Raw genomic sequence first — 24338 nt, 5'->3', positions numbered from 1 at the left:
CTACATCCTACTCATCCAGCTTTGCTCAAAGGCATAACGTGCAAGTTGAACTCTATTTTCCAAATGTAGCTTTTGGAGAATATTTTTCAAATGGTTTTTTACGGTATGCTCGGAAATGACCAGTTTGCTTGAGATATCTCTATTACTCAGGCCCTTGGCGACCAGACCTAGTATTTCACGCTCTCTGCTGGTTAACTTGCTGGGCTGAGCTACATCGGAGCCTATTGGCGCGAACTCTTTCAAGATGCGAAAAGCGAGCTCCCGCGTCATGGGTGTCTCATCGACAGCAATTGCTCTCAAATATTCGTGCCATGCTTCCGGTTTCATATTTTTTAATAAATAGCCTTGTGCGCCCTTTTTAAGTGCATCGAACAGGTGCACAATATCGTCCGAGACGGTTACCATGACCACTTTGACATAAGGAAGTTTTTCCTTCAGGCATTTAGTAGCCGCCAGCCCGCCCATTCCCGGCATTTGAATATCCATTAGGATCAAATCAGGCATCCACCGTTCGCTAAGAATGATCGCCTCTTCGCCGCTGCTCCCCTCCGCTACCACTTCAAAGATCGGGTCGCTTTCCAGAATCATACGTATTCCTTCTCTGGCCATTTCATTGTCATCTATGATCATTACTCGAAATGTTGACATTTACATTGCCTCCTTTAAAATCGTGACCATCGTTTCTCCATCTTTTCGTTCGTAGTTTAGGTTCCAGGACATATTGTTAGCGCGATCCCGCATCATCTTAAGTCCATAGCTGCTTCCTCCCATCTCCTTCTCCAGATCAAATCCTTTTCCATCATCTATGATCTGACAAATCCATCCATTTTTGTTTGCCAACGCGTGTACACGTACACAGGTAGCATTCGCATGCTTATGTATATTGAGTAATGCCTCTCGAACAATGGCTAATAACTCCACTTTATCTTTAGTTGAGAGCAGAGATTCTGGAATTTCCCATTCTGTTTCAAATTGCATATTGGTTTCACGGCGCAGCTCGTCAATCAAGCTCTCCACTCCTTGCAGCCACGGTATTCTGTTTACATCTGGCGCATACCGTAGATTTGCGATGGCTTGCCTTACGTAATCGTTCGTGTGATGAACGCTCTTTTTGAATTTGTCTATAAGCAATTCGTCTACCTGCTTCATGCGCTCAATCCGTGATACCTGGGCATTTAAGAAGAATAATGATTGGGCGATACCATCATGCAACTCCCGAGCAATTTGCTCGCGTTCCTCCAAAATCGCCTGTACAGCCTTTGAACGATTCAATTCCTCATGATTATGCTCGATCATCGCGAACAATTGTGTCAGAAACAACAGGCTTACCACTAGCACAATGATAGGAGCAAGCCAATTGCCAAGCTCCATGGAAATATAGGGGAGCAGAAACTCATGTCTTACATACTCCCATGTGCCAATCGTTAATGTAGGAATCGTCAAAATCAACCATTTCATTTGTTTATAAGTCAACCTAAAAATCCCCTCTCTGATATGACGTGTCCTTAGAGAAATAACAAGAGACCCGGCACATTGAAAAATCGTAACGGGTCTGTTTACGTGCTTATAGAAGAAAGAATGAGGCGTCATGGATCATTTTCTTTCCTCCTTTATTCAGCGCTTTACCGGCAAAAGCCGCATCGATTTGATAATCGGATGACCGCTCCCTTCTTCCAGCTCTACGCATGCTTCTACCTCAAATACATCTCTGAGCATCTCAGCGCAGATTACTTCACTTGGCTTTCCGTGAGCATAGACGGTGCCTTGTTTCATGACAGTAATTCGATCGGAGTATGCTGCGGCATGATTCAAATCGTGCAGTACCATAATAACTGTCATGTTTTGAACGCGGTTTAAATGCAGGACAAGTTCCATGATTTCGAGTTGATGACAGATGTCCAGATAAGTTGTTGGTTCATCTAGCATCAATACTTTTGGCTGCTGGGCTACTGCCATTGCGATTCGAGCTCGTTGGCGTTCCCCGCCCGACAGTTCGAGTACGCTTCTTTCCGCGAATGCTTCCATGCCTGTTAGCTTGAGCGCGCAATCCACGATCGCCCTGTCATCGTCGTCAAGTCGCTGCATAAACCCTTTATGCGGAAAACGTCCGTACGAGACCAAGTCATACACGCTGATATCTGACGATCGTTCCTGCGATTGTGCAAGCATGGCCAGATGACGAGCGAACGGCTTCAACCCCCACTCCTTCGCCTCTTTTCCATCTACATAGACTACGCCGCTTTCTTCCTGCAGCTGGCGGGAGAGCACTTTTAATAACGTGCTTTTCCCACATCCGTTCGGACCCAAGATACTGTGAATGAGTCCTGATTCAAATCGAATAGTTACATGGTCCATGACCGTATTTCCGCGATATTTGACAACCAGATGCTCTCCACGAATCATTCTTGCATCCCCCTCGCTCTAAGCAAATACAGAAAAAAGGGAGCGCCGACAGCACCCATCATAATCCCTACAGGCAGCTCAACCGGAGCAAAAATAATTCGAGCAAGCGTGTCGAATATGGTCAGTACAGCTATACCAAGCAATGCTGTGACAGGAAGCAAGATTCGATAGTCGTTTCCGATCAGCAACCTTGCAGTATGAGGAACAATCATACCAACGAAAGCAAGCAAACCAACAACGCTGACCGCGCTGGCAGCCAGGAGCGCCGCGATGGCTGTCACGAGTAGTCTCGTACGCTCGACATGCAGACCTAGCCCTTTCGCATCCGAATCTCCAAGCATTAAGATATTCATTCTCTGAGTGGTCATTAGTGCGAAAAGGGTACCGATTATGGAATAAGGAAGCAGGATCTGTAAATGAGGCCAGCTTTTCGCCGAAAGTCCGCCCACAAGAAATAGCAATGCTCCATTCACCTGCTCACTATAAAATACAAGCAGACCTGAAGTACCCGAACTAAAAAAAGCAGAAACGGCCACTCCGGCCAATATAATCCGCCCGGGACTCGCCCCGTTTTTCCAGGCAAGTGTATAAATGAACAGTGCCGCCCCAAGCGCCCCCAGGAAAGCGGCAGGCGTCATCAGGTATGCATAAGCCGGAAACATGACAAGCATGGCGATACCGAAAAATCCCGCTCCCGATGATACACCAATAATGTGCGGGTCCGCCATCGAATTTCGCATGACTCCCTGCAGCAATGCACCCGCGAGTGAAAGATTGATCCCAATCAGACCAGCAAGCAGAGTTCTTGGTAATCGGACGTTCCAGATGATCTCCCGTATCGAGCCTTGCTCGCTTCCTGTAAATACATGAATAATTCCCATGAGGCTTACTTTTACTGCTCCACTGACAAGGCTGAAAATTACCCCCGCCGCAGCCAATAGGATTAAAATCAAGAGGACGCCAATTCGCCAGGATGTGGTTTTCCGAAACCCCGATGTCGATTTATTTTTCATAGGTATCGGGATATACCAGCTTGGCGAGATATTCAAATGTCTGATCGATTTTCAAACCTGGCGAATTCACAAAATCGGATGGGAAAAATACCATTCTCTTCTCTTTCACAGCCCGAAGCGATGCCCATGCAGGGTTGCTTTCCAAATCATCTTTGAGCTTTTGGCGGCCGTATTCCTCCGTTCCATATACAACCATGAAAAGGTAATCCGGATCAGCCTCAATTAATTTCTCGATGCTGTAGGGCACGGAACTTGGCATTTGACCAGACTGCATATCTTCAGCCACATTTTTCAAGTTCAATTTATTCGCTATATCGAGTGCAAGGTTGCCATTTTTTTGAATGGATATCCCATTAGATGCGATTGTAATGAAAGCAAATTTTAGCGACCTATTTGGCACTTTGGAAATAATCGTCTGGATATGGTTTTCCGTTTCTTTCCATGCTTTTTCCGATTCTGCTTCTTTTCCGATGATTTGTCCGAACAGCTTTCCGGTTCGTTGAATATCGTCATAGCTATTGATATTCACTAAAGCGAGCGGTATTTGACTGGTAACCAGAGCGTCTTTCAAATTCGCATGAAAACGAGGATGCCCAATTACAAGATCTGGCTTCAAGCTTGTGACTTTTTCCAAGCTAACCTGGTTAATCTCCCCGATATCCTCCGCCGCTTTAGCCGCATCTGGTACGGGCGTTCCCGATGCTTTGGCTCGTGCGATCGCTGCACCCCCAAGCTGGTAGAATAGACCAAGCACCTCTGTATTCAGAATGACCACGCGTTCTGGTTTTTTCACTAAAACAACCTCTTGTCCTGTATCGTCAGTAAAGGTGAAAAAAGGCTGCGGGTTGGAAGACGACGTGTTGTCTGGATGACCGCCATGGTTCGAATAGGAACTACAACCGATTACAGCGAGCAACAATATAAGACTCATCAGCGCACACGTAATCCTGATTTTCATTTGCATTCCTACCTTCATTCAGCCTTTTGGATGGAAGGACTAGCTCCATGCTCGTCAAAGCGAATATCGTATTCCATGAATTTTGCCGTATCTGCTGCTACTTTCGTTCCGAGCAATCGACTTACCATATGAAAGGCCATATGGATGCCCGCAGAAATGCCTCCGGATGTGACAATCCGATCCTCATCAACAAATTTGACACCTTCGACGACAGTTACTTTGGGGTATTCGCTTCTCATGCTATCCAGGCTTGCCCAATGCGTTGTCGCACGTTTACCATCGAGCAATCCGGCCTCGGCCAGTAGCAAAGCACCTGTGCAAACGGATGTCATCCATTGAACCTCTTCAGAGTGCTTACGGATCCAATCGAGCAATACTTTGTTGTGGATCTCACGCCTGGTTCCTGCCCCTCCCGGAATAACTAACAAATCATACGTAGGAGCGGTATGTATGCTATAGTCGGGAATTACCTTCAAACCGTTTCTCGCTGTGATAAAATGACCTGATTCCGAAATCGTGGTTACTTGGAAAGGCTTACATTCATTCGTTTGACCGCGATTCAGCGCCGTCACGGAAAACACTTCAAACGGACCCGCAAAATCAAGCACTTCTACGTCGTCAAACAACAAGATACCGATCTTCCAAGGTTGCATAAATACTCCTCCTATCATCGTTCATGCTTTAGCATGGATTTGCGTCAAACCATCATCTGCAAAAGCAAGTAAGAACAATTTTCTATGCCCAAATTATATAGAGCGGCCTAGGAAGGTAGAATGACTCACAAGAGCTATTGAAGTGGCTATTATGTGAAGTTTTGTTGATTGATTCCAGGAGGCATATAACGCTCAGTAACGGGGCGTGCATGAACAAAAAAACCAGCCAAATTTAAATTTGAGCTGGTTTTTTTGTTCCTATTTAATTAAGCCCTTGGAACGAGCTTTCGTGAGATACGATGGGAACTCGGCAAGAGAACGTTTGAACAACTCCTCGTCTGAGATCCGATCAAGATCGGTGCAAGTAAAGAAGTTTGCGTTATCGATAAATCGTCCCTGAAGGTTATCGAGCTTATTCAAAAATTGGAATTTTTCATTTCCGATCCCAACGAATTGCCAAAAGATGCCCAATTTAGATGCTTCCCGAATTACTAATTCCGTCTCATCCTTATCCCCATTATCCCCATCTGTAAGAAAGTAAACGTATACTGGTTCACTATTCTGGTAATGCGCTTTATACGCATTCTGGTCAATTGAAAACTTTTGCCCACCAAATAGCTTTCCGAAGAACCCTCCACCGGTAGAGGAACCCTCAAAAGCTTGTGGGTAATACTTTTTCGTGATGCGTTTCATTACCCCCGCGTAATTTGTATAACCCTCAAGTTGATATTTCTTGACAATGTGATCATTTACGTAGTTGAAGAAATCCCTTTCAGACAGTTCTCCTACTTCGTAATCATTTTTGCCAAACAGAAAGATGTCAATGGAGCGATTATCATCAAACTTCACACCAAGCGCAAGCAAACGCTCAACAGCTCGTTGGACTACTCCATTTTTGTATAGAGTATGCATCGAACCAGAAATATCAATAGCTAGTGCGACCCGAGCTGTTTGACCATTCAAACCGACTTTAGAAATGGCTTCATCAGCCTTTTTCTTCAGACTAATAAAGTTCTCTTCTGCTTTCTTTTTCAAATCAATAGACACCAAGATCACTTCCTTTAATTATGTACACACTTTTAGTTGATCCATAGAAATATGTAGAATCTATTAAACAAATTGTACCATAAAATGCTAAAATCAAGTATATATAGGGAACGCAACCCATTGTTCCTCCCCTATTAATGGCTCTCTTATTTGAGAATTTTTTGTCGAAAGTCGAAATAGACATCTTTACATATTTTTTTGTCATGTTATATATGGGGTACAAGGTTTCCGACAAACAAGTAAGAAAGAGAGGATAAATGATGAAAAAAAGAGTTAGATACAGAAAAAGATATGCATTCCTTGGTGCTATAACGGGATACTTCTTAGCTTTACTTGCATCCACAATACTTCCGACTTTTATCATGTTAGCCATACCGTTGCTAACAGCAGCCATAGGGTTTGTCTTAGGTGAAAAGAAAGAGCAGCGATTCAGTGGGATTACGGTACCAGAACCGGACCAGAGAATTACTTCTACTGTAACGGGGAGTGAACAAACGAAAAAGGAACTGGAATCTACCTATTCATCAGAAATACGAGAATATCTACAAGTTATTAAGGAAATTGTGATTAACGAAAATGAAAAGCGCAACCTCGATGATGAAATATCCGAAAAGACAATAAACCTTTGTTCTAAGATCGATACTCTCCTCCCCTACATAGAAACGCTCGGTAGTGCGCAAACGAAGCATGATATTAAAATGCTCGTCATGAAAGACTTGAATAGTGTCATCAACCCCTTCTTGAGGCTGAGTGTTGAAAACAAGCTGAAGAATAGACGAAAATTATTAGACGGTCTCCGTGACATCAACCTAAAGCTGAAAGTGATCTCTACATCTATTGAACAACACGACATCTATGAGTTGGAGAGAAAGCTTACTCTTATCACCGAAAAATATAATGCCAAAGAAATTTACTAATCACCTTTAAGGAGCGTGCTATAGCAATGACGACACAGGCTATCCAATTAGTTAAACAAGAAGACATCATCAAGATCCAATCTGAAGCAGAAAATGTGGTGCGCCAGCTGCAAACGGATAATCAAAGCCAGATGGATTCAATTTTGGAGCAGCTGGGTAATTTGGGCGAAAGCACCCAACGAAATGCCGCTGAATCTCTCGAAATTCTAAAACGACCTGTGAAAGATCTGATGGAAGGAAAAAACAATGATATTCCGAATACACTCTTAAAGCTTCGTTCTTGCACAGAAGAATTGAATCCGAATAAAATCTTTCAAAGCGGTGGGATCAGCAATCTCTTCAACAGAATCTTAGGGAAAAACCCAATTTCCCAATATATTCGAAAATATGAATCCGTTCGTACACAAATTGATAACATCATTGCCTCCTTGCTTAATGGCAGTGACAAGTTAAAAGAAGATGTCATTAACTTGAAATACATTAAGAAAAAATCCGGTGAAAATATTTATGAATTAGAGAAACGGATTTACTTCGGTAACAAGTTGCTTGAGATGCTTGAAGTTGAAAGCAATAAGCCTGAAAATCAACTTCGCAAACCCGAATTCGAAAAAGCAATGGTCAAAGTCGTAACAAGAGTAAAAAATATGAGTCAAATGATCAACATTTTACAACAATCCATCGCTTCTGTTGATGTTATTGCGGACAATAACGAAAAGTTGGATGAAGCTGTCTTTAACGCGATTACGATGACGCAAAACGTTGTCACAGTGTCCGCTGCCATTCAGTTGGCCTTGAATAATCAGAAGAAGGTAATCGAAGCTGTACAAAATACCAATCAGGCCATTGAGGATATGCTGGTAGCCAATGCTCAAAGCTTAAAACAGAATACACAAGAAATCACCTCGATGCTGGAGCAACCAAGTATCGCAATCAATAAACTGCAGCAGGCATTTAATGATGTGTATAGCGCAATCCAAATTACCGAAGATTCAAATCGAAGAATTATCGATTCTAGCAAAAACTTCATCCAAGAGATGGATAAGCTCAACGCAGACATGAGAGTAAAACTCGGTATGGCAGATCCAAATCAACTTTCTGCACCAGCCAATCAGCAAACCTCACTTCTACAGTAAATAAAAAAAAGAGGAAACCAAGTGATCTTTCCTTGGTTTCCTCTTTTTTTCCTTGGCGACCTATCGCTCCCCGGGAGATGACGCTGCCAGATAGCGGTGTTACGTGCATATTCTACGAATCGCTCGAAGATGTATTCCCGCTTCAAGGAGCTCTCCGACACCTGATGAAGCTTTTTCACTGAACATTATTCTACAAAGAAGTTTTCACTGCCCATTAGTTCCGTGTAAACTTTTTTCGTGTATTGTACAATCGCTGGCGGTGCCGTCTTAACCGATCCCGCATCAAAAGGGGGCTTCGGATCGTACTCAAGCGTCAACTGCGTTGCCTGTGCTATCTCTACCCCAAACTCCCAAGCTACAACTTGGAGCGCCATGTCAATGCCGGAAGACACGCCCGCTGCAGTGACAATCTTCCCATGGTGCACCACCCGCTCCTCCTGCGGAATCGCACCGAGAGCACGAAGAGATTCGCAAACAAACCAGTGGCTCGTTGCCGGTACTCCTTCCAGTAGACCTGCAGCACCGAGAACCATTGAGCCTGAACAAACCGAAGTCGTCCATTTCGACGTCTTATGTAACTGGCGAATCCAGTTCAGCGTCTCTTCGTCATTCATTAGCTCCTTACAACCTATACCGCCAGGAACGATTAAAACATCCATAGAAGGGACTTCCGCATAACAGTATTCCGCATGCAGGTAGCCCATCTTTGAATCGAGTTGAATCAATCCTTTTTCTTTCGCGACAAATTTGATTTTGCATTTCATACTTCCAGCGAACGCTTCATAAGGACCAATTGCATCTAATGCTGTCACACCGTTATACAACAAAATAGCGACTTCCATAGTATCATTCTCCTTTGGTTCTGGTTCTAAGTTGTAGTTAAATTAGTTGAACGCTTAAAGAATCGGCCCCAATCTCATAAACGGTTTTACCCTCCAAAATCGTACACAGGACTTTTGTGTTTCGAATGTCGGTTGGCGGTATCGATAACGGGTTGCGGTCGAGAACAATCATGTCGGCTGATTTTCCGACCTGGATTGACCCGGTTATGTTATCCAAATACATCGACCGTGCGCCATTGATCGTAAACAGTTCGATAGCTTGAACGACGTCGAGGGCCTCGCTGGCATTAACTGTCCCTGGATAATCGATATACGGGTTTTGACGGGTAACCATCGCTTCGAGGCTCGGCCACGGATTAAACGACGGCACGACAGGCCAGTCCGTTCCATAGACAGCCAAAGCGCCAGTATCTACCACGCTGCGAATCGAATACTTGCCATTTGCGCGCTCGGGCCCAATCACCACTTTATCTTGGGTATGAAAATCGGAAGGGAACCACATCATCGGTGAAAATTCTGCCACGGCATCTAGTGCGCAGAAACGATGAATATCTTCGGGATGAATAAAGGTCGTATGGGCAATCTCATGCTTCAATCCAGAGAACCCGTTTACCGCTCGAGCAGCCTCAATGGCATTCAGTCCGACCCGAATCGCTGCGTCTCCGACGGCGTGCATTTTGACTGTGATACCCATGCTGTCTAAATAAGCAAGATCCTTTTTTAGCTGTTCGGCATCAACCAAAATGTTGTCGTTGGCATCTTCGTCTCCGAGATACGGCTGCATAAAGGCCGCAGTCTTGAATGCAGGGACTCCATCTATAAACATTTTCGCAAAATCCGTGAAAATGTGGGAAGAAGCGTACTTCTTGCGGTCTTCGATCAACGAATACTGCTCTTCCATGCTGATCTCTAATGGCACCTTGTACATAAGGTTGGTAACTACCCGCAAATGAAGTCCGTTTTCATCATCCAGCCGCTTATAGGTCTTCAAGATTTCCCGATCCGTCATCGGTTCTTTTATGCCCGTAATCCCATGGGAATTGAGCTGGTTCACGATCCACTTCACTGCTTCAAAATGTTCTTGCTCACCGCCTTTGGGAATATGTTTGGCGACAAGCTGTATCGCAGGCAGCTCGATCAAGACTCCTGTTGGCTCTCCACTTTCATCGCGATGGATGTGACCGCCCTCTGGGTCAAAGGTATGGGCGTCGATTCCTGCAAACTCTAATGCCTTACTATTCACCCAAGCATTATGATGGGAGAAGTCGTATAAAATGATAGGACGTGAAGAATCAATAGCGTCTAACTGGCTTTTGTTTATGTACGGCATAATCTCGGGCTGCCAGTCCACCCCTACAATCCATGGCTTGCTCGGATTATTTTTGGCATATTGTCGGACGCACTCCAAGATGTCTGTTACTGACTTATGAGATTCGCGAGGAAGGTGGCATTCATTTAACGTGGAATAAGACCCCAAATACGCATGTATGTGCATATCATGCAAGCCAGGTAAGACCGTCTTTCCTTTCAAATCTACTACTTCGGTTGTTTGAGAGATCAGCGACTTGATTTCCTCGTTACTCCCCACTGCAACGAACTTTCCCTCTTTCACCGCTACTGCCTCAACGTAGCGATAGCGCGGAACTACACAATAAATCTGTCCATTCAAATAAACCGTATTCGGTGCCACCAAATGAACAACCCCTTCGCAAGAAAGTAGAATCGCAGACAATCAGATAGCTAGCCGCCCTCCTTCCCTATCCATGCGGGTGCTTGCTTGAGCTTTATTATGACAAAAGCTGAAAACGCTGCCTATTACCCAAAAGGGTGATTTTTGCGCTCGTCTCCTCCCCCCGTCAGGCCATGTTGCTGCCAATGAGCGTATATATTATGATTGTGGAAACCTGGTACCATAAGGGGGAAAACAATTTGCTGGATAAGGGCGCATCGAAAACAGATTATTTGAAAGTTCTACAATTTATCGACTCCATTCTGGTTCCCGCAGAGAGTTTTCGCAAGCAGGTATTGCTTTCGCTGTCACAACTATTTGGTTTTAACAGATCTATCTTTTGGACAGCTGACAGACAAGGCAATTTATGCGATCCGCTCACCTACAACGTCGAGGACCGACTAATCCAAGAATATGTTTCCTATTATTTTCAATTCGATTTGCTGCATCCCCAAAAGATTCTTCACCTGATTTCTACCAGCAAGGCTTTGCGGATCAATGACATCATGTCCTATGAGGAATATGAACAATCTGTTTACTATAAACAATTTATGCAAGTATACGGAAACTACGATATGATTAGTGTTTATCTGGAAAAGGAAAACAAATTGGTGGGCGGTATTGGATTGGCACGCTCCAAACAGGAAAAAGGGTTTACCGCTGATGATGCCCAAGTATTGGGGACCCTTGCCAAGCATATTGCCAATACTTTGGCCATGCATACACGTGTGGAAGAGATGGAGAATGAAAAATTACTGTTTGAGACCCATTCCAATATGTCCTCCATCGGCATGATTATCGTCGAGCCCCCTGCCTTTATCCGCTATGTGAATCCGGCGGCCCGGGACATTTGCATCGAATTGACCTGTGGGAATATATGGACGAATCCGATCAAAGCCTTTATTGGGCAGCTTCTGGCAGACCATTCTACCAACAGGCTCCCTGCTTATGTCACGACAGTGCATTCACCTACACTGCAGGAAGTAACGATACATGTCCAGCACTCGTTTCAGACTCAAGCTTCCTATCAAAGAAAGCTTCAATATGTTATATACCTTGTCCCCAAAAGCAAAATAGCCAGCCGAATTGCATCGCATGACAGTAACAAGCTTGCCCTCCTGACCCCGAAAGAGTGGGAAGTTTACGAGCTTGTGCAGCAAGGATCTACAAACAAACAGATTTCGGGCAAATTACACATCAGTCTGAATACGGTCAAAAGGCACTTGCAAAATATTTATAAGAAAATGGAAGTAACGAACAGAACGAGCTTGTGTTACAAGATTAACTGGTAGTTTCATCTTCTTATGACGCGATGATAAGCGCATACGGCAGGGGATCTACACTAAAAAAGCTGTGAATGCATTCGCACTCACAGCATAGGCCTCAATTGATCAGTGTCATCCTCGCTCGGAACCAATAGCGAGTCCATAAACTCTTTGGACAGGATATACGGTTCATAGGCAAGAGGGACTTTTGTTACCTTGCTCGTCAATTCATCAAGGGCTGCAAGATCATCTACGCCAACTTGATGAACAGATGTTTTTCCCAGTGCAAGAATCGCGACTTTCATTTCTTCCACAAAAGACGTAAGAAAGTTCTCTAAATACTTTGCTGCTTCTTGCTCATCAAATTGAGCAGTTAAACTTCCCGGATAAAAAACAAGTTGAGTAGGAGGTTCCCAAGGAATTGCTTTTGTTACCTGATCATGCGTCATCGCCCAAAGGAGTGCCGTCCCCATATAGACACCATCAACGCCCAACGCAAATGCTTTCAAGCAATCAGATGGCGTGAAGTATCCTCCTCCGCTTAACAAGGTGATTTTTTCCTTCATCCCGCGTTTTTGTAAGTAATGTACGGCACGTGAAACGGCATAAATGGTGGGAATTCCAAAATCGTCCTCCAAGATGGGAGGTCCGCCCTTAGATCCTGCCTGTCCGCCATCGATGCTCACAAAATCAACCCCTGCAAAAATGGCGACTTCTAAATCGGCTTCAATCTTTGCGCTTGCACATATTTTAACTCCAATGGGGATTCCACCAGTAAGGGCGCGCAGATGATCAACTACTTTGCGAAGATCTTGCGGTTTATTGATATCCTTATGCCTGGAAGGAATCACGACATAATCATCATTCTCCACTTTCAAGATTTTTCTGGCTCTTCCCTGAACGTACTCCGAAGGGATAAAACTCCCCGCACCAGCAATAGCTCCTTGCCCGATATGGATTTCGATTGCATCGGCCTGTTTGAGAATTTCTGGCTCTTTTGACCACTTACCGCTGTGGTATTGAATAATTAGATGTTTGGCGTTTTGTCTCTCTTCGGGTAAAAACCCCCCTTCACCCGTATTTGTTAATGTGCCGACTGCAGCTGTTCCTTTTGCAATCGCTATCTTTGCTTTCTCTGACACACCAATTCCATACCCCATTCCCCCTGCCATAATGGGGATTTCCAGCGACAAAGGTTTTTTTGCCTGAGGTCCGATGGTAATCCGCATATCTATATCTACATCTTCAGGGGTGACTAACGTAGCCAGTTGTGCCGGTGAAAAGATAAGTCCGTCGTAAGTAAGAAATTTACGCGGACTCCCAAACGGTCTTTCAATGACGGCCCCTTCTGAAGCTCGCAAGCTATTTTCAATCAAAATTCTTGGTGGCAGGCGAGTCAAAGCCGTTACCATTTCCCAAATGTTTTCGGGATACCGTTCATTCATGAGCCGCTTCGTGAACCGGCCAATGATCCATTGCAGCAACGACCTGGAAAACATAAGCGCTAGAATTCCTGAAAATAGAATGGCTGTCATTGTACCCGTAAATGATCCGATGTCAAAAGACATCCATTTACTTCCCATTATACTTCTCCCCTTCGATACCGTTAGCAATAGCGTACATGCAGATAAGAATGATCCATGCGCAGGTTAGCGATAGTAGCCGGATTTTCAAGAATTTTGTGTTTTACCATCATTTGGCTTACCGCAGTATCGTATTCTTTTTTTCCTGGTTGTAGTATAAGCCAGTTAGACAAGTTTATTCTCACAAAAACGTCGTTGAGCAGTACATCCTGAGAGAAACAGATGCTCCGGTGCGAGGCTATCGACGAAAAATGTAAAAGGAGCTGTCGTGGTGCGACAAGAATTCTAGTACAAACTCTAATGTCCTAAATGGGAGAGGAAGTTTGGGACTAATGTGGTCGACCGACCGCTGTCATGCAGCGAAACACCACGCGCAGAGAGCTGTGCGTGGTGCGAAAAAAATAACCTAGGTTTGTCGCTGTTTAATTAGAAGGAGTCATTGTATAATTCTTGCTGCTGTTCCTCTGCAATGGCCTGTAAGTCATATGCGTTGATTCGAAACAACTGATAATCGCTATTATCTGCTTTTTTTGCGGCAAGCTTACTTAAAAATTTCGGGGAGCCTTCGTTTTCTTCATCGTAAACTAACAAGATCCCATCTGAATTCGATAGCAAAAATTTGTCTTTCTCTCCAAGCTGCCAAGCTCCTTGGTAAGGTGTTTGATAGACACTATTGATATAATCGGCTTGCGTCACAATATTTCGGTAGTAATCCTGTGTCTCTTCTTTCCACTTTTCCTCTTGATTCAAAAATGGAGTAATTACCGCCAGTTTTAAATGTGGATACTCCTTCTTTAATTCCAGAACAGTTTCGGCTGCCCACATTTCTACCCCAAGTTGACCTGATATGATGACCCATTCCAACTCTTCCTCAAGGAATCTGACGAGCTCCCGCTTCAGTGCTTTCTTTATAATTGCTAATCCCGGATTTTTTTCATTAAATATTCCAAGCTCGTGAGCCTTGTATCCTGAAACAAATAACCGTTTTAACATGATACCACCTCATGTCGCTGATCCTTTTATCATCAAATTAAAATTTGAACATTCATTATAACAAGATCTGACTGTTCCTGATATACCAAATTCCATTAGTAGGATCGAAGCAATAGATGGCTCTGGGTCATTGAATAATAAAAGGGACCATCTGGCCCCCATCCATTAGTTGAACGAACATATCACCGAATGGTTGCCGCGGTAAGCTCGATGAATCGAATCATTGGTAGGCAGCTCCTACCATGAACCATTCGAGAGCTTCTGAAAATTCATGAGGAAGCTCTGACACCTGGAGGAAGGTACACATCGCGCTTACGATCTGTTCTCTGTTTTGTCCGTATTGCTCTGTGAGCAGAGCTAGCTGCTCCCAATCACGGAGTTCCCTTTGAAAGGCAGCTCGATCCAATGGGCGGCCGTGCGATTCCACGAAAAGGATTGCTTCAGACTGGTACGCTTGCTTCAACACGCGCAGAAAACGGGAGGCTGTATAACTGCGCGGTCCGCCATAAACAGAGGGCCCCAAGGCATCTCCCAAGAACAGAGTTTGATCCTCTTTTACGTACACATAGCACGAATCTTCCGAATGATCCCCTCCGACAAGGTTCACCTGACATGTCACGCCACCAAGGTCGATCGTAATCGATTCATCGAATAGGATATCCGGATCGACGATTCGGATCAAGTCCCGGTTCATTCCGTACTCTTTTTTGATGTGAGCCATTGTGCTGGCATTGATGATCTTCTCCGTACAGAGCTGTTCCATGACTTCATCCGACCAATTCAGCCCCATCAGCTTGCTCAATGAATGTGCGGTTTTTGCCTGCGCGATGGTAGGTAGATCCCATTCTGACATTCCGAATGTATGATCCCAGTGCCAATGAGTCAGTATGAGCAGATCTGGAAGGCGAACGCCTAGCCTTTGCAACTCCTGACGAAATAACGCGGCATGCGCCGGTGAATTTCCCGCATCAATCAAGAGAGTTTTTCTTTCCCCTGTAATGGCTGCTAGGATGGGGCGATCCGTGTCATGACTTGCATGCATAATCAAGATATGCTCGGTAATCTGTTCGATCGTGGACATTTCCTCTCCCCTTTCCAAATACGCCAATGTAATTTTCTCTCTACAGAATAACTCAGCAATATTTTCCATGTTATCACACAACACTTCCCGCTCGCACAAACTAAAAACGCCCGTGTAGGGGGGGTTGTGAAACTCGAAAATAAAATGGAGGCTAAGCAGTTCAAGCTGCTTAGCCTCATAAAACGAGAATATTGAAAGACCTGCTAGTTTTTATCGATAATATTGCCTTTTTTCTTTTTCTTTTACGGATACTCTTAGTTTCCAAAGTTCTTGAGCCAATTGGAAAGCTTCTTTATCATTTCCTTTTTCAATGGCTATTTCTCTTGCTTTTAATAGAGCATTCGCAGCAGGAGAAAGGTCAGGAGAATCCACAACCCATATTTTAAAATCATGTTGAAATGGGTCCGTATCGCTCCAAGCATAATCATGCTTTCTAAATGCAGCACCTACTGTGTTTTTCGTAAGCTCTTGCTTAGAACGAAATAGTTCCTTCTCATCATGACCTAAAAACACCAATTGCTTTTTATCCATAAATACAAGGGAGATATCCTTCTTTTTAAAAAGAATTTCATCATCTCGAAGTTTACAGGTAACTTTATCATCGTAGACAGACGTTTCTAAGCTTTCATGGAATGAGAGTAGAGTCAAGGCAATGCCTGCAATCAGGCCAAGGATCATCGTAACAATGCCAACCCATGCTCCATTATAGGCGGCAATTAGTTGTAAGGGTCCCTGGAAGGGTATCCATGGCAAAGAGCTGCCCCATTTAGCAATACTCGGAAGAAACCAGCCGAACACTAAACCGATAAGCGGGAAACCAAGCCACAAGATAACCTTATCCGTTTTTGAAAAATGTAATATTGTATGATTCTTGCTCATTTACAGTCTCCTTTTTTAGATAATACACTTGTAACGGTTTCTCTCCATACAGCTGATACATCTAGTTGAATGCCGATCAGCGGATAGTTTGATAAGTTATCGAGTGTTAACGCTAATACACATGCTTTTTCACGTAATCCTTTTGAATCAGTGTGACCAAATTCTTCACCTTTTTGTAGTAATCGAAAAAAACCGTCAATAAAGCCTTCCTGAATGGCCTTAATTTTTAATCGGTACTCTTTATTATGGGAAGATTCTCGGTTTCCATATAAAAGAAATTCATTTAATACCTGTACAACAAGCATTTGTGCATCTGTAGGCTCTTCACCTAACAATTGCAAGCCATCACGAACCATCTTCTCTACAAAATTCTTTTTCGTATACTCATGAATCTGAAAGTATTGTTCAAAACTATATCCATCTAAAATCCATGCGAATACAGCGTCTATTAGTTCCTCTTTCGAAGCGTAATAATAATAGATGGATGGCTTCTGTATGCCTACAGACTGAGCAATCATGGAAAGGGAAGCTTTCTCAATTCCATACTGCCCGATCAACCATGTAGTCGTTTCAAGAATTTTTTGTCGTGTTGCTTCGCTTTTATTCATTTTTTCACCATTTTCTACCTATCGTTAGTTAGATAATAGCGCCTACTTTCGCTGACTGTCAAGATGATTCATCAGGGGATTCGCTTCCCAACATAAAAAGGAGCCGAGAGAATACGGGATAACCCCGTGCATTCTTCTCGGCTCCTCGCCTTGCTGCCTATCTCGTTTTCACGACAAACTCAATGCTTCCGAGGCCACCCCATTTGGCGACTACCACATCCCCTTCCCGTAGTTGGTGGGAACCGGTAATGCCCCCGGACAATATCAAATCTCCTTTGTACAGCTTGCGTCCTTCGCGAGCAAGCATATTCGCCAGCATCGCGACCGCGTGGGCTGGATGACCGAGAACCGCCGCACCAGCGCCCAAGTCTTTGAGCTCGCCATTGATCGAAAGAGTAACGCCAACCAAATCGAGATCAAGATCATCAGGCTTTCTCCAGGTCGATCCGATAAACACACGTGAAGATGAAGTATTGTCGGCAATGACATCCGGTAAGGAAAACTGGAACTGCGCATACCTGCTGTCAATAATCTCTAGTGCGGGAACCACATAATCAGTGGCTGCCAGGACATGACCCTCCGTGATGCCAGGTCCTTCCAAATCCTCACGCAAAACAAAGGCGATTTCCGCTTCCACTTTGGGATGAATCAATTCATTGATCGGCAGAATGCCGTCCTCGATATTCATATAGTCAAAAATGTAGCCACGAATCGGTTCGTGCACATTCATTTGCTTCATTTTTGCCTGACTGGTCAAACCCATTTTAGTGGCAAAGATTCGATGTCCCTGCTCAAGCTTAAGGGAAACCAACTCATCTTGAATACGATATCCATCTTCCACGGTCAGCTCAGGGTATTCAGCCGTCAGTTTCACGACCACCTCCCTATTTAACTCCGCATCCACCAGCTTCTGAGCCAACCTTTTGTACAATAGTTCCGATTGCACGCTGATCACCCCCTATCTGATTTTGGTAGAGCTGTACCGTTGGGCGATTTCCGCTGCGACATCGACGATCATGTCTTCTTGTCCGCCCACGACCTTTCGTCGTCCCAGCTCGATCAAAATATCTCGGGAGTCGATACCGAATTTCCTAGCTGCACGCTCAGCATGAAGCCGGAAGCTGGAATAGACACCCGCGTATCCGAGAACCAGAGCGTCTCTGGTAATCTCCTGTGGTACTTGAAGAATCGGCGAAACGATATCCTCTGCCAGGTCCATCATTTTGTACAGATCGACGCCTGTCTGAATACCCATACGATCCAATACAGCAAGAAGAACCTCGGTTTGTGTATTGCCCGCACCTGCACCCAAGCACCGAACACTGCCGTCAATCCAGGTAGCGCCCTCTTGAATGGCAACGAGCGTATTGGCCATGGCTAAAGACAAATTGTTGTGTGCGTGGAAGCCAACGGGAACATGCAGACATTGCTTCAATGCTCGGACTCGTTCCCCTGCTTGATCAGGTAGCAGAGCGCCAGCTGAATCGACGATGTACACGACATCGGCTCCATAGCTTTGCATGAGTCTAGCTTGCTCCGCCAGTTTTTCCGGAGCAGCCATATGCGCCATCATCAAAAAGCCAGCTGTCGTCAAGCCAAGCTCTTTCGCCTGATAAATATGCTGAGCGGAGACGTCCGCTTCGGTCGCATGTGTGGCGATTCTTGCCATGCCTACCCCCAGCGCTGCAGCCGTCTTCAAATCTTTGATCGTGCCGATTCCCGGCAGCAAGAGCACGCCCACTTTCGCTTGTTTACAAACGGAAACGGCAGCCTCGATCAGCTCCAGTTCAGGGGTCCTGGATAGCCCATACTGCAGGGATGATCCCGCCAATCCGTCTCCATGGGAGACTTCAATGTACGGTACGTTCGCTTCATCTAATGCACTGGCCACCTCGACTACTTGCTCCACGGTAAACTGGTGGTTGATCGCATGGCTTCCATCTCGAAGCGCTACCTCAGTGATCACAATATCACGAGTCATTTGCGGTCCCTCCTTTCATTCATGGCTATAGCTACATACTCGTGCCGATGCCGACAACATACTTGGCATACTCCTCTGCTACCTTTACCGCTGTCGCCGTCATGATATCCAGATTGCCTGAATAAGTAGGGAGGTAGTTACCCGCGCCCTCCACTTCAAAAAAAACGGTGATTTTGTTTTCATCAAAGATCGGTTCTGAGCGCAGGCGGTAACCAGGAACGTATGATTGAATATAGGCAACGGTCTGGTGAATAGCCTTCACGATCGCCTGTCGGTCCGCACCTTCGTCCACTACGGCATAGACCGTATCCCTCATCAGGATCGGTGGCTCCGCCGGATTCAGGATGATGATCGCCTTGCCTTTCTTCGCTCCGCCGATCGCTTCGATACCTTGGGCGGTCGTCTCTGTAAATTCATCGATGTTGGAACGTGTGCCAGGACCCGCGCTTTTACTGGAAATAGTGGCCACGATCTCTGCATAACTGACTGGACTCACACTCCCTATCGCATGAACGATCGGAATCGTAGCCTGGCCGCCGCATGTGATCAGATTGATGTTCGTTTCATTCAAATGCGCACCGAGATTCACAGATGGTACTACGTAGGGCCCCACAGCAGCAGGCGTCAGATCGATGGCGAACTTTCCAGCCTCCCGGAGCGCCTTGGCATGCAGAATATGTGCTTTGGCTGACGTAGCGTCAAAGACGATATCCGCAAGTTCCGCACCGCTTTCCAAAAACGGTTGTAATCCGCCGTCAAATACGTAGTATCCAGCAGCCTTTGCTCTACGCAGACCATCCGAATCAGGATCGATTCCAATCATGGACGTCAGTTCAAGAATTGGCGACCTTCCCAGCTTGATCATCAGGTCTGTCCCGATGTTACCCGAACCGAGTATGGCTACTTTTACTTTCCTCATACAGGCACTCCTTTCCTATTTTTTACTTGCCGAACCTGACTCCTACGGAACCAAGTCCAGCAATCCGTGTATGAAATACATCCCCCGGCTTAGCTTCAACCGCAGCCGATAACGCACCGGACAAAATGATTTCTCCTGCTTTAAGTGTAATCCCTAATTCGTGCAGCTTGTTCGCTAACCATGCCACACAGGATGCGGGATTGCCCAATGCGGCGGCACCCACACCGGTATTGACCAGCTCCTGATTTTTATAAAACGCCATTCCTACTAGAGGAAGATCCAAATCTTGCGGTTTCACGGGATGTCCACCCAGCACGTAGAAGCCCGACGATGCATTATCCGCAATAGTGTCTTCGAGTTTGATTTGCCAGTTGGCTATACGGCTATCCACGATTTCCAAGGCGGGGACTACATATTCTGTTGCCATCAAGACGTCATAGATGGTTACATGTGGTCCTTCCAGATCGCGCTTCAGCAGGAAGGCGATTTCTGCTTCTACTTTTGGCTGAAGGACATGCTCGAAAGGCAATTCTCCGTTGTTTTCCACGATCATGTCGTCCAATAGATGTCCATAGTCCGGCTGTTCCACGCCAAGCAATGTCTGCATGGCACGAGAGGTCAGGCCGATTTTTTTTCCTGTAATCCTCGCGCCTTCTTTCACTTTTCGCTCAATCGTCTTCAATTGTACGTGGTATGCCTCAATCTCGCTGATTTGTGGATCCAGTAAAGTGAGTGGCGCGACTCCCACGCCTTCACGACTCGCCGCCGCTAAATGATCGGCGAATCGCGTGATTTTTTCTATGTCCACACGGCTCCCTCCCTGATTTGCTATCCTTCTCGCTATAATTTTAGGGTGACGGTCTTTACCTCGGAGTAGAATTCGAAGCTGTGACGCCCACCTTCACGGCCAATCCCGCTGTCTTTGGCACCGCCAAACGGAGTTCGCAAATCACGCACATACCAGCAATTGATCCACAAAAGACCTGACTGTACACGATCAGCTACGCGATGTGCGCGCCGCAGGTCGTTGGTCCAAACCACACCTGCCAAGCCGTAAGCTGAATCATTGGCGATCCGAATAGCGTCCTCTTCTGTACAAAATGGAATGATTACGATGACCGGACCGAAAATCTCTTCCTGCGCCACCCTCATTTTGTTGTCTACATCATAAAGAACGGTTGGCTCTAGGAAATTGCCGTCACCCAGCGCGCTGAGCCGTTTTCCGCCGTAACCGAGCTTGGCTCCTTCTTCCAGTCCGATCTGGATGTAGTGCTCCACCGTCTCTAAGTGACTACGGGAAACCAACGCTCCCATATCTGTGTCTGGTTCCAGCGGATTTCCCACCTTGATCCTTTGAACCGCCGACATAAATTTGTCCAGAAACTGATCATATACGCTTTCTTGCACCAACAATCGCGAACCTGCCAGACAAATCTCACCCTGGTTGCGGAATATCGCCTCAACCGACCCTTTTACCGCTTCATCAAGATCGGCATCCTCAAATACGATATTGGCTGATTTGCCTCCTAATTCGAGCGATACTGGAATCAGATGCGAAGCGGCATTCCTCATAACGGTCTTGCCGGTGCTGGATTCTCCCACAAAAGAGATCCGGCGTACATGGGGATGCGTCGTCATCGCCGTCCCGACAGTCCCGCCCGGACCAGTGAGGATGTTAAGCACGCCAGGAGGCAGACCTGCTTCATTGGCAATTTCTCCGAGCATCACCGCCGAGAGAGGCGTGTACGAGGCTGGCTTTACAACGACGGTATTTCCTGCCGCTAATGCCGCAGATGCTTTCCAGGTCATCTGCATGAAGGGCAAATTCCATGGAATGATCAGACTTGTCACACCTGCCGGAGTATATTTGGCGTAGGACATAAAATGGCGCATTTCATAATGCTCATGGACCATGTATTTGGCCATTTCGGCAAAAAATCGCAAATTTGCCGCCGCCCTCGGAATATCGAAGCCCCGACTTTCTTTGATTGGTTTGCCGACATCGAGCGTTTCCACCAAAGCGAGTTCGTCCACACGTTCCATCACCAGGTCAGCCATTTTGCAGAGAATCTTGGCGCGCTCATCTACAGGCATCTCACTCCAAACGCCTGACTCAAACGTACGCTGCGCCACGTCGATCGCCCTTTTTACATCCTGCTCACTTGCATTGGCCACAGAAGCCAGCTTGCGATTTGTAGCTGGGTTGATTGTATCGAAGGTTTCACCGGAAACAGCGTCCACGTAATCGCCGTCTATGAATAGCTTGGCGTCTTTTCGTACATAGTTTTCCTTGGCGGTCTGACTCATGGGAATCCTCCTAATTCTCGATTTCCAAGATCATCTCTACTTCTACGGCGTTATTTAGCGGGAGCTGGGCCATCCCTACAGCGGACCGACCATGCCTGCCTTTGTCTCCGAAAAGCTCTACCAACAAATCGGATGCCCCATTCATGACTGTGGGCTGATCGATGAACGCTGGATCACTGTTAACGAATCCGAGAATTTTGACCACTCGTTTGATTCTTCCCAGCTCCCCTAGCTCTTGCTTGGCAACTGCCAGCAGATTGAGCATGCACTGCCTGGCAGCTAGGTAGCCTTCCTCTATCGTGACATCCTGTCCCAGCTTCCCTCGATATTCGTTTGTCCCTTGGCCTGCCAGAAAGAGGAGATTGCCTGCTTGGACACAACCGACATAATTACCGGCCGACTGTCTCGGTTCAGGCAAAGCAAGGCCCATAGCCTGTAAACGTTGCTCCGGTGTTTCCGTCTGATGCTTCACAGTCCGTTCATCTCCTTTATGTTCAGGAAGCGAAGCGCGTTTTCACCGAGCAACGCCCGTTTCTGTTCGTCCGTCAGCTCCCATGTATGATCGATGACTTCCCCGGGAGGTGTTTCACGAAGAAGGAAGGGATAATCCGATCCCATCATGATTTTATCTTCGCCAAAGCGCTTCATCATGTATGAGATGTTCAGTGGGTCGTACGTCAAGGAATCAAAGTAGAATTGTTTTGCGTACACACTAGGCGGTTGTTCGGTCAGACGCAGATGCGGCCATACCTTCCAGCCTTGGTCTAGCCTGGGTAGAATATAAGGAAAAGAGCCACCGCCATGGGCAAAGCAGATTTTCAGGCGCGGAAACTTCTCGATCACGCCTCCCAGGATAAGACTTGCTGCGGCAAGCGCTGTCTCGCTTGGCATCCCGACGGTGTACATCAGGTTGTGCCGCGGCATCCGTTCTCTCCCCAGCGTCTCCCATGGATGTACGAAGAGCGGCACATCCCATGTCTGACACCTTTCAAAAAAAGGAATCAGTCCCGGGTCGTCCAGATTGTTGCCATTTACGTTGGTACCGATTTCAATCCCTCTCAGGCCGAGCTCGTGCATGCAGCGATCCATTTCCCGAATGGCTGCCTCGGTATCTTGCAAGGGAACAGTACCCAATCCGATGAAATGCTTCGGATGCTGGTTGACCGTCTCTGCGATAAAATCGTTTTGAATCCGCGCCATCACTTCGGCTTCGGCTGCCTTGGCCCAATAGGAAAACGTGACGGGAATGGGTGACAGCACCTGCCTATCCACGCCTTCCTGCTGCATGTCATGAATCCGTTTTTGGGGATCCCACACTTGATCCGTCACTTCGCGAAAGACTTTTCCTCCGACCATGATAGTTGCCCCGCATGTGCAAGTCCGGTGCAGAACTGGCCAGCGCTCTCCATGAAAGCGCTCAGCCAGGTTGGGAAGATACTCTGGAATAATGTGGGTATGGAAGTCTACTCGCATTTCCACTCACTCGCTTCCGGAGACGTGATGTGCCCGCAGTTTTGGCATGTCCGCAGCTCCAGATTGCTGTTGAAGCCTTCGATCGCCTCTTTTACCTGCACCTCTATGTTGGTCAGTTGAATCCGTACGCGATGCATTTCGTGGTCGCAGTTTTCGCAGAACCAAGCAAAATCCTCCAGTTCTCCCTCGTTTCTGTTGCGTTCTATCACGAGGCCGATCGTATCCGCTATTCGGTGTGGGGAATGCGGGACATTCGCAGGAAGAAGGAACATTTCACCTTCTTTTACTGTGATGATCTCACGCTTTCCATCCTGATTGATGATCTCGACGAAGCAATCGCCCTTGAGCTGGTAAAAGACTTCTTCCGATGGATCAATGTGAAAATCCCGCCGCTTATTCGGTCCTCCCACTACCATGACCATTAGTTCTGCATCTTTCCAAATCACTTTGTTATTCACTGGTGGCTTGAGCTGATCGATGTGATCCTCGATAAACTTCCACAAATGGATCGGTGCCAATGTACGCATGCTCTATACCCTCCCTGTTTTTATTTG

The 24338-nt window shown here is 46.1% G+C and carries 25 protein-coding genes; 3 read left to right on the top strand and 22 right to left on the bottom strand.

Annotated elements, in window-relative coordinates; genetic code table 11:
• The 7 genes from BBR47_RS15185 to BBR47_RS15155 all read right to left on the bottom strand — a co-directional run bounded on the left by BBR47_RS15185 (nucleotide 1) and on the right by BBR47_RS15155 (nucleotide 6074).
• Entirely contained in the window at nucleotides 1-648 is a 648-nt protein-coding gene (locus BBR47_RS15185; protein WP_015891291.1) for a response regulator, read from the bottom strand.
• Nucleotides 649-1473 carry a sensor histidine kinase gene (locus tag BBR47_RS15180; RefSeq protein ID WP_041749442.1) on the bottom strand — a complete coding sequence of 275 codons (825 nt, stop codon included), beginning with the start codon at nucleotides 1471-1473 and terminating at the stop codon, nucleotides 649-651.
• Between the two features lie 141 nt (nucleotides 1474-1614).
• On the bottom strand, nucleotides 1615-2403 hold the full coding sequence (locus tag BBR47_RS15175; RefSeq protein ID WP_015891289.1) for an ABC transporter ATP-binding protein: 789 nt from the start codon (nucleotides 2401-2403) through the stop codon (nucleotides 1615-1617).
• The gene (locus BBR47_RS15170) at nucleotides 2400-3416 is read right to left on the bottom strand and encodes a FecCD family ABC transporter permease (protein WP_015891288.1); all 1017 of its coding nucleotides are present in this window, start codon (nucleotides 3414-3416) and stop codon (nucleotides 2400-2402) included. The genes BBR47_RS15175 and BBR47_RS15170 overlap by 4 nt, the downstream gene beginning before the upstream one ends.
• Nucleotides 3406-4374, bottom strand: a complete 969-nt coding sequence (locus tag BBR47_RS15165) for an ABC transporter substrate-binding protein (protein WP_015891287.1) — start codon at nucleotides 4372-4374, stop codon at nucleotides 3406-3408. Before BBR47_RS15165 ends, BBR47_RS15170 begins: the two co-directional genes overlap by 11 nt.
• A gap of 14 nt (nucleotides 4375-4388) precedes the next feature.
• Nucleotides 4389-5027: a DJ-1/PfpI family protein gene (locus tag BBR47_RS15160; RefSeq protein ID WP_015891286.1), complete on the bottom strand. Its 639-nt coding sequence runs from the start codon at nucleotides 5025-5027 to the stop codon at nucleotides 4389-4391.
• A gap of 258 nt (nucleotides 5028-5285) precedes the next feature.
• Nucleotides 5286-6074: a VWA domain-containing protein gene (locus tag BBR47_RS15155; RefSeq protein WP_015891285.1), complete on the bottom strand. Its 789-nt coding sequence runs from the start codon at nucleotides 6072-6074 to the stop codon at nucleotides 5286-5288.
• Nucleotides 6075-6331: 257 nt separating this feature from the next.
• Here BBR47_RS15155 and BBR47_RS15150 point away from each other — a divergent pair, with 257 nt between their 5' ends.
• Nucleotides 6332-6991 carry a UPF0016 family protein gene (locus BBR47_RS15150; RefSeq protein WP_231850477.1) on the top strand — a complete coding sequence of 220 codons (660 nt, stop codon included), beginning with the start codon at nucleotides 6332-6334 and terminating at the stop codon, nucleotides 6989-6991.
• A gap of 26 nt (nucleotides 6992-7017) precedes the next feature.
• Complete coding sequence (locus tag BBR47_RS15145; RefSeq protein WP_015891283.1) at nucleotides 7018-8124, top strand: toxic anion resistance protein; 1107 nt, start codon at nucleotides 7018-7020, stop codon at nucleotides 8122-8124.
• A gap of 185 nt (nucleotides 8125-8309) precedes the next feature.
• Here BBR47_RS15145 and BBR47_RS15140 read toward each other — a convergent pair whose 3' ends face one another.
• Both BBR47_RS15140 and BBR47_RS15135 read right to left on the bottom strand, forming a co-directional pair.
• Nucleotides 8310-8966, bottom strand: a complete 657-nt coding sequence (locus BBR47_RS15140) for a DJ-1/PfpI family protein (protein ID WP_015891282.1) — start codon at nucleotides 8964-8966, stop codon at nucleotides 8310-8312.
• Nucleotides 8967-9003: 37 nt separating this feature from the next.
• On the bottom strand, nucleotides 9004-10656 hold the full coding sequence (locus tag BBR47_RS15135) for an amidohydrolase (protein WP_162023118.1): 1653 nt from the start codon (nucleotides 10654-10656) through the stop codon (nucleotides 9004-9006).
• Nucleotides 10657-10895: 239 nt separating this feature from the next.
• Between BBR47_RS15135 and BBR47_RS29770 the strand changes: the two genes are divergently transcribed.
• Nucleotides 10896-11987: a LuxR C-terminal-related transcriptional regulator gene (locus tag BBR47_RS29770; RefSeq protein ID WP_162023116.1), complete on the top strand. Its 1092-nt coding sequence runs from the start codon at nucleotides 10896-10898 to the stop codon at nucleotides 11985-11987.
• Between the two features lie 77 nt (nucleotides 11988-12064).
• Here the strand turns inward: BBR47_RS29770 and BBR47_RS15125 are convergent, their stop codons facing one another.
• The 13 genes from BBR47_RS15125 to BBR47_RS15065 all read right to left on the bottom strand — a co-directional run bounded on the left by BBR47_RS15125 (nucleotide 12065) and on the right by BBR47_RS15065 (nucleotide 24311).
• Nucleotides 12065-13543, bottom strand: a complete 1479-nt coding sequence (locus BBR47_RS15125) for an FMN-binding glutamate synthase family protein (RefSeq protein ID WP_015891279.1) — start codon at nucleotides 13541-13543, stop codon at nucleotides 12065-12067.
• Between the two features lie 426 nt (nucleotides 13544-13969).
• Nucleotides 13970-14536, bottom strand: a complete 567-nt coding sequence (locus BBR47_RS15120; protein ID WP_015891278.1) for a DUF1273 domain-containing protein — start codon at nucleotides 14534-14536, stop codon at nucleotides 13970-13972.
• Nucleotides 14537-14756: 220 nt separating this feature from the next.
• Nucleotides 14757-15617 carry an MBL fold metallo-hydrolase gene (locus BBR47_RS15115; RefSeq protein ID WP_015891277.1) on the bottom strand — a complete coding sequence of 287 codons (861 nt, stop codon included), beginning with the start codon at nucleotides 15615-15617 and terminating at the stop codon, nucleotides 14757-14759.
• A gap of 210 nt (nucleotides 15618-15827) precedes the next feature.
• The gene (locus tag BBR47_RS15110) at nucleotides 15828-16496 is read right to left on the bottom strand and encodes a YqeB family protein (RefSeq protein ID WP_015891276.1); all 669 of its coding nucleotides are present in this window, start codon (nucleotides 16494-16496) and stop codon (nucleotides 15828-15830) included.
• Nucleotides 16493-17104 carry a TetR/AcrR family transcriptional regulator gene (locus tag BBR47_RS15105; protein WP_015891275.1) on the bottom strand — a complete coding sequence of 204 codons (612 nt, stop codon included), beginning with the start codon at nucleotides 17102-17104 and terminating at the stop codon, nucleotides 16493-16495. Before BBR47_RS15105 ends, BBR47_RS15110 begins: the two co-directional genes overlap by 4 nt.
• 157 nt (nucleotides 17105-17261) lie before the next feature.
• Nucleotides 17262-18050: a 2-keto-4-pentenoate hydratase gene (locus tag BBR47_RS15100; RefSeq protein WP_015891274.1), complete on the bottom strand. Its 789-nt coding sequence runs from the start codon at nucleotides 18048-18050 to the stop codon at nucleotides 17262-17264.
• Between the two features lie 12 nt (nucleotides 18051-18062).
• Nucleotides 18063-19085, bottom strand: coding sequence for a 4-hydroxy-2-oxovalerate aldolase (gene dmpG, locus BBR47_RS15095; RefSeq protein WP_015891273.1), 1023 nt, complete (start codon nucleotides 19083-19085; stop codon nucleotides 18063-18065).
• 31 nt (nucleotides 19086-19116) lie between these two features.
• A complete protein-coding gene (locus BBR47_RS15090) occupies nucleotides 19117-20004 on the bottom strand; it encodes an acetaldehyde dehydrogenase (acetylating) (RefSeq protein WP_015891272.1) in 888 nt (295 codons plus the stop codon).
• Nucleotides 20005-20026: 22 nt separating this feature from the next.
• A complete protein-coding gene (locus BBR47_RS15085; protein WP_015891271.1) occupies nucleotides 20027-20812 on the bottom strand; it encodes a 2-keto-4-pentenoate hydratase in 786 nt (261 codons plus the stop codon).
• Nucleotides 20813-20844: 32 nt separating this feature from the next.
• Nucleotides 20845-22311 (bottom strand): aldehyde dehydrogenase, encoded by a 1467-nt coding sequence (locus tag BBR47_RS15080; RefSeq protein WP_015891270.1) that lies wholly within the window; start codon nucleotides 22309-22311, stop codon nucleotides 20845-20847.
• Between the two features lie 10 nt (nucleotides 22312-22321).
• The gene (locus BBR47_RS15075; RefSeq protein ID WP_015891269.1) at nucleotides 22322-22783 is read right to left on the bottom strand and encodes a RidA family protein; all 462 of its coding nucleotides are present in this window, start codon (nucleotides 22781-22783) and stop codon (nucleotides 22322-22324) included.
• The gene (locus tag BBR47_RS15070) at nucleotides 22780-23784 is read right to left on the bottom strand and encodes an amidohydrolase family protein (RefSeq protein WP_015891268.1); all 1005 of its coding nucleotides are present in this window, start codon (nucleotides 23782-23784) and stop codon (nucleotides 22780-22782) included. Before BBR47_RS15070 ends, BBR47_RS15075 begins: the two co-directional genes overlap by 4 nt.
• A complete protein-coding gene (locus BBR47_RS15065; protein WP_015891267.1) occupies nucleotides 23775-24311 on the bottom strand; it encodes a 3-hydroxyanthranilate 3,4-dioxygenase in 537 nt (178 codons plus the stop codon). Before BBR47_RS15065 ends, BBR47_RS15070 begins: the two co-directional genes overlap by 10 nt.
• Nucleotides 24312-24338: the final 27 nt, after the last annotated feature.

The organism is Brevibacillus brevis NBRC 100599, assembly GCF_000010165.1.
Taxonomy (GTDB): Bacteria; Bacillota; Bacilli; order Brevibacillales; family Brevibacillaceae; genus Brevibacillus; species Brevibacillus brevis_D.
This window is presented reverse-complemented; position numbering and strand designations above follow the sequence as displayed.

What these genes read in the sequence shown, in the direction of transcription:
- BBR47_RS15065 (WP_015891267.1), bottom strand. Translation starts at nt 24,311, where the DNA reads ATGCGTACATTGGCACCGATCCATTTGTGGAAGTTTATCGAGGATCAC.
- BBR47_RS15105 (WP_015891275.1), bottom strand. Translation starts at nt 17,104, where the DNA reads ATGAATAAAAGCGAAGCAACACGACAAAAAATTCTTGAAACGACTACA.
- BBR47_RS15175 (WP_015891289.1), bottom strand. Translation starts at nt 2,403, where the DNA reads ATGATTCGTGGAGAGCATCTGGTTGTCAAATATCGCGGAAATACGGTC.
- BBR47_RS15080 (WP_015891270.1), bottom strand. Translation starts at nt 22,311, where the DNA reads ATGAGTCAGACCGCCAAGGAAAACTATGTACGAAAAGACGCCAAGCTA.
- BBR47_RS15160 (WP_015891286.1), bottom strand. Translation starts at nt 5,027, where the DNA reads ATGCAACCTTGGAAGATCGGTATCTTGTTGTTTGACGACGTAGAAGTG.
- BBR47_RS15120 (WP_015891278.1), bottom strand. Translation starts at nt 14,536, where the DNA reads ATGTTAAAACGGTTATTTGTTTCAGGATACAAGGCTCACGAGCTTGGA.
- BBR47_RS15145 (WP_015891283.1), top strand. Translation starts at nt 7,018, where the DNA reads ATGACGACACAGGCTATCCAATTAGTTAAACAAGAAGACATCATCAAG.
- BBR47_RS15170 (WP_015891288.1), bottom strand. Translation starts at nt 3,416, where the DNA reads ATGAAAAATAAATCGACATCGGGGTTTCGGAAAACCACATCCTGGCGA.
- BBR47_RS15140 (WP_015891282.1), bottom strand. Translation starts at nt 8,966, where the DNA reads ATGGAAGTCGCTATTTTGTTGTATAACGGTGTGACAGCATTAGATGCA.
- BBR47_RS15185 (WP_015891291.1), bottom strand. Translation starts at nt 648, where the DNA reads ATGTCAACATTTCGAGTAATGATCATAGATGACAATGAAATGGCCAGA.
- BBR47_RS15115 (WP_015891277.1), bottom strand. Translation starts at nt 15,617, where the DNA reads ATGTCCACGATCGAACAGATTACCGAGCATATCTTGATTATGCATGCA.
- BBR47_RS15090 (WP_015891272.1), bottom strand. Translation starts at nt 20,004, where the DNA reads ATGAGGAAAGTAAAAGTAGCCATACTCGGTTCGGGTAACATCGGGACA.
- BBR47_RS15070 (WP_015891268.1), bottom strand. Translation starts at nt 23,784, where the DNA reads ATGCGAGTAGACTTCCATACCCACATTATTCCAGAGTATCTTCCCAAC.
- dmpG (WP_015891273.1), bottom strand. Translation starts at nt 19,085, where the DNA reads ATGACTCGTGATATTGTGATCACTGAGGTAGCGCTTCGAGATGGAAGC.
- BBR47_RS15165 (WP_015891287.1), bottom strand. Translation starts at nt 4,374, where the DNA reads ATGAAAATCAGGATTACGTGTGCGCTGATGAGTCTTATATTGTTGCTC.
- BBR47_RS15150 (WP_231850477.1), top strand. Translation starts at nt 6,332, where the DNA reads ATGATGAAAAAAAGAGTTAGATACAGAAAAAGATATGCATTCCTTGGT.
- BBR47_RS15125 (WP_015891279.1), bottom strand. Translation starts at nt 13,543, where the DNA reads ATGGGAAGTAAATGGATGTCTTTTGACATCGGATCATTTACGGGTACA.
- BBR47_RS15110 (WP_015891276.1), bottom strand. Translation starts at nt 16,496, where the DNA reads ATGAGCAAGAATCATACAATATTACATTTTTCAAAAACGGATAAGGTT.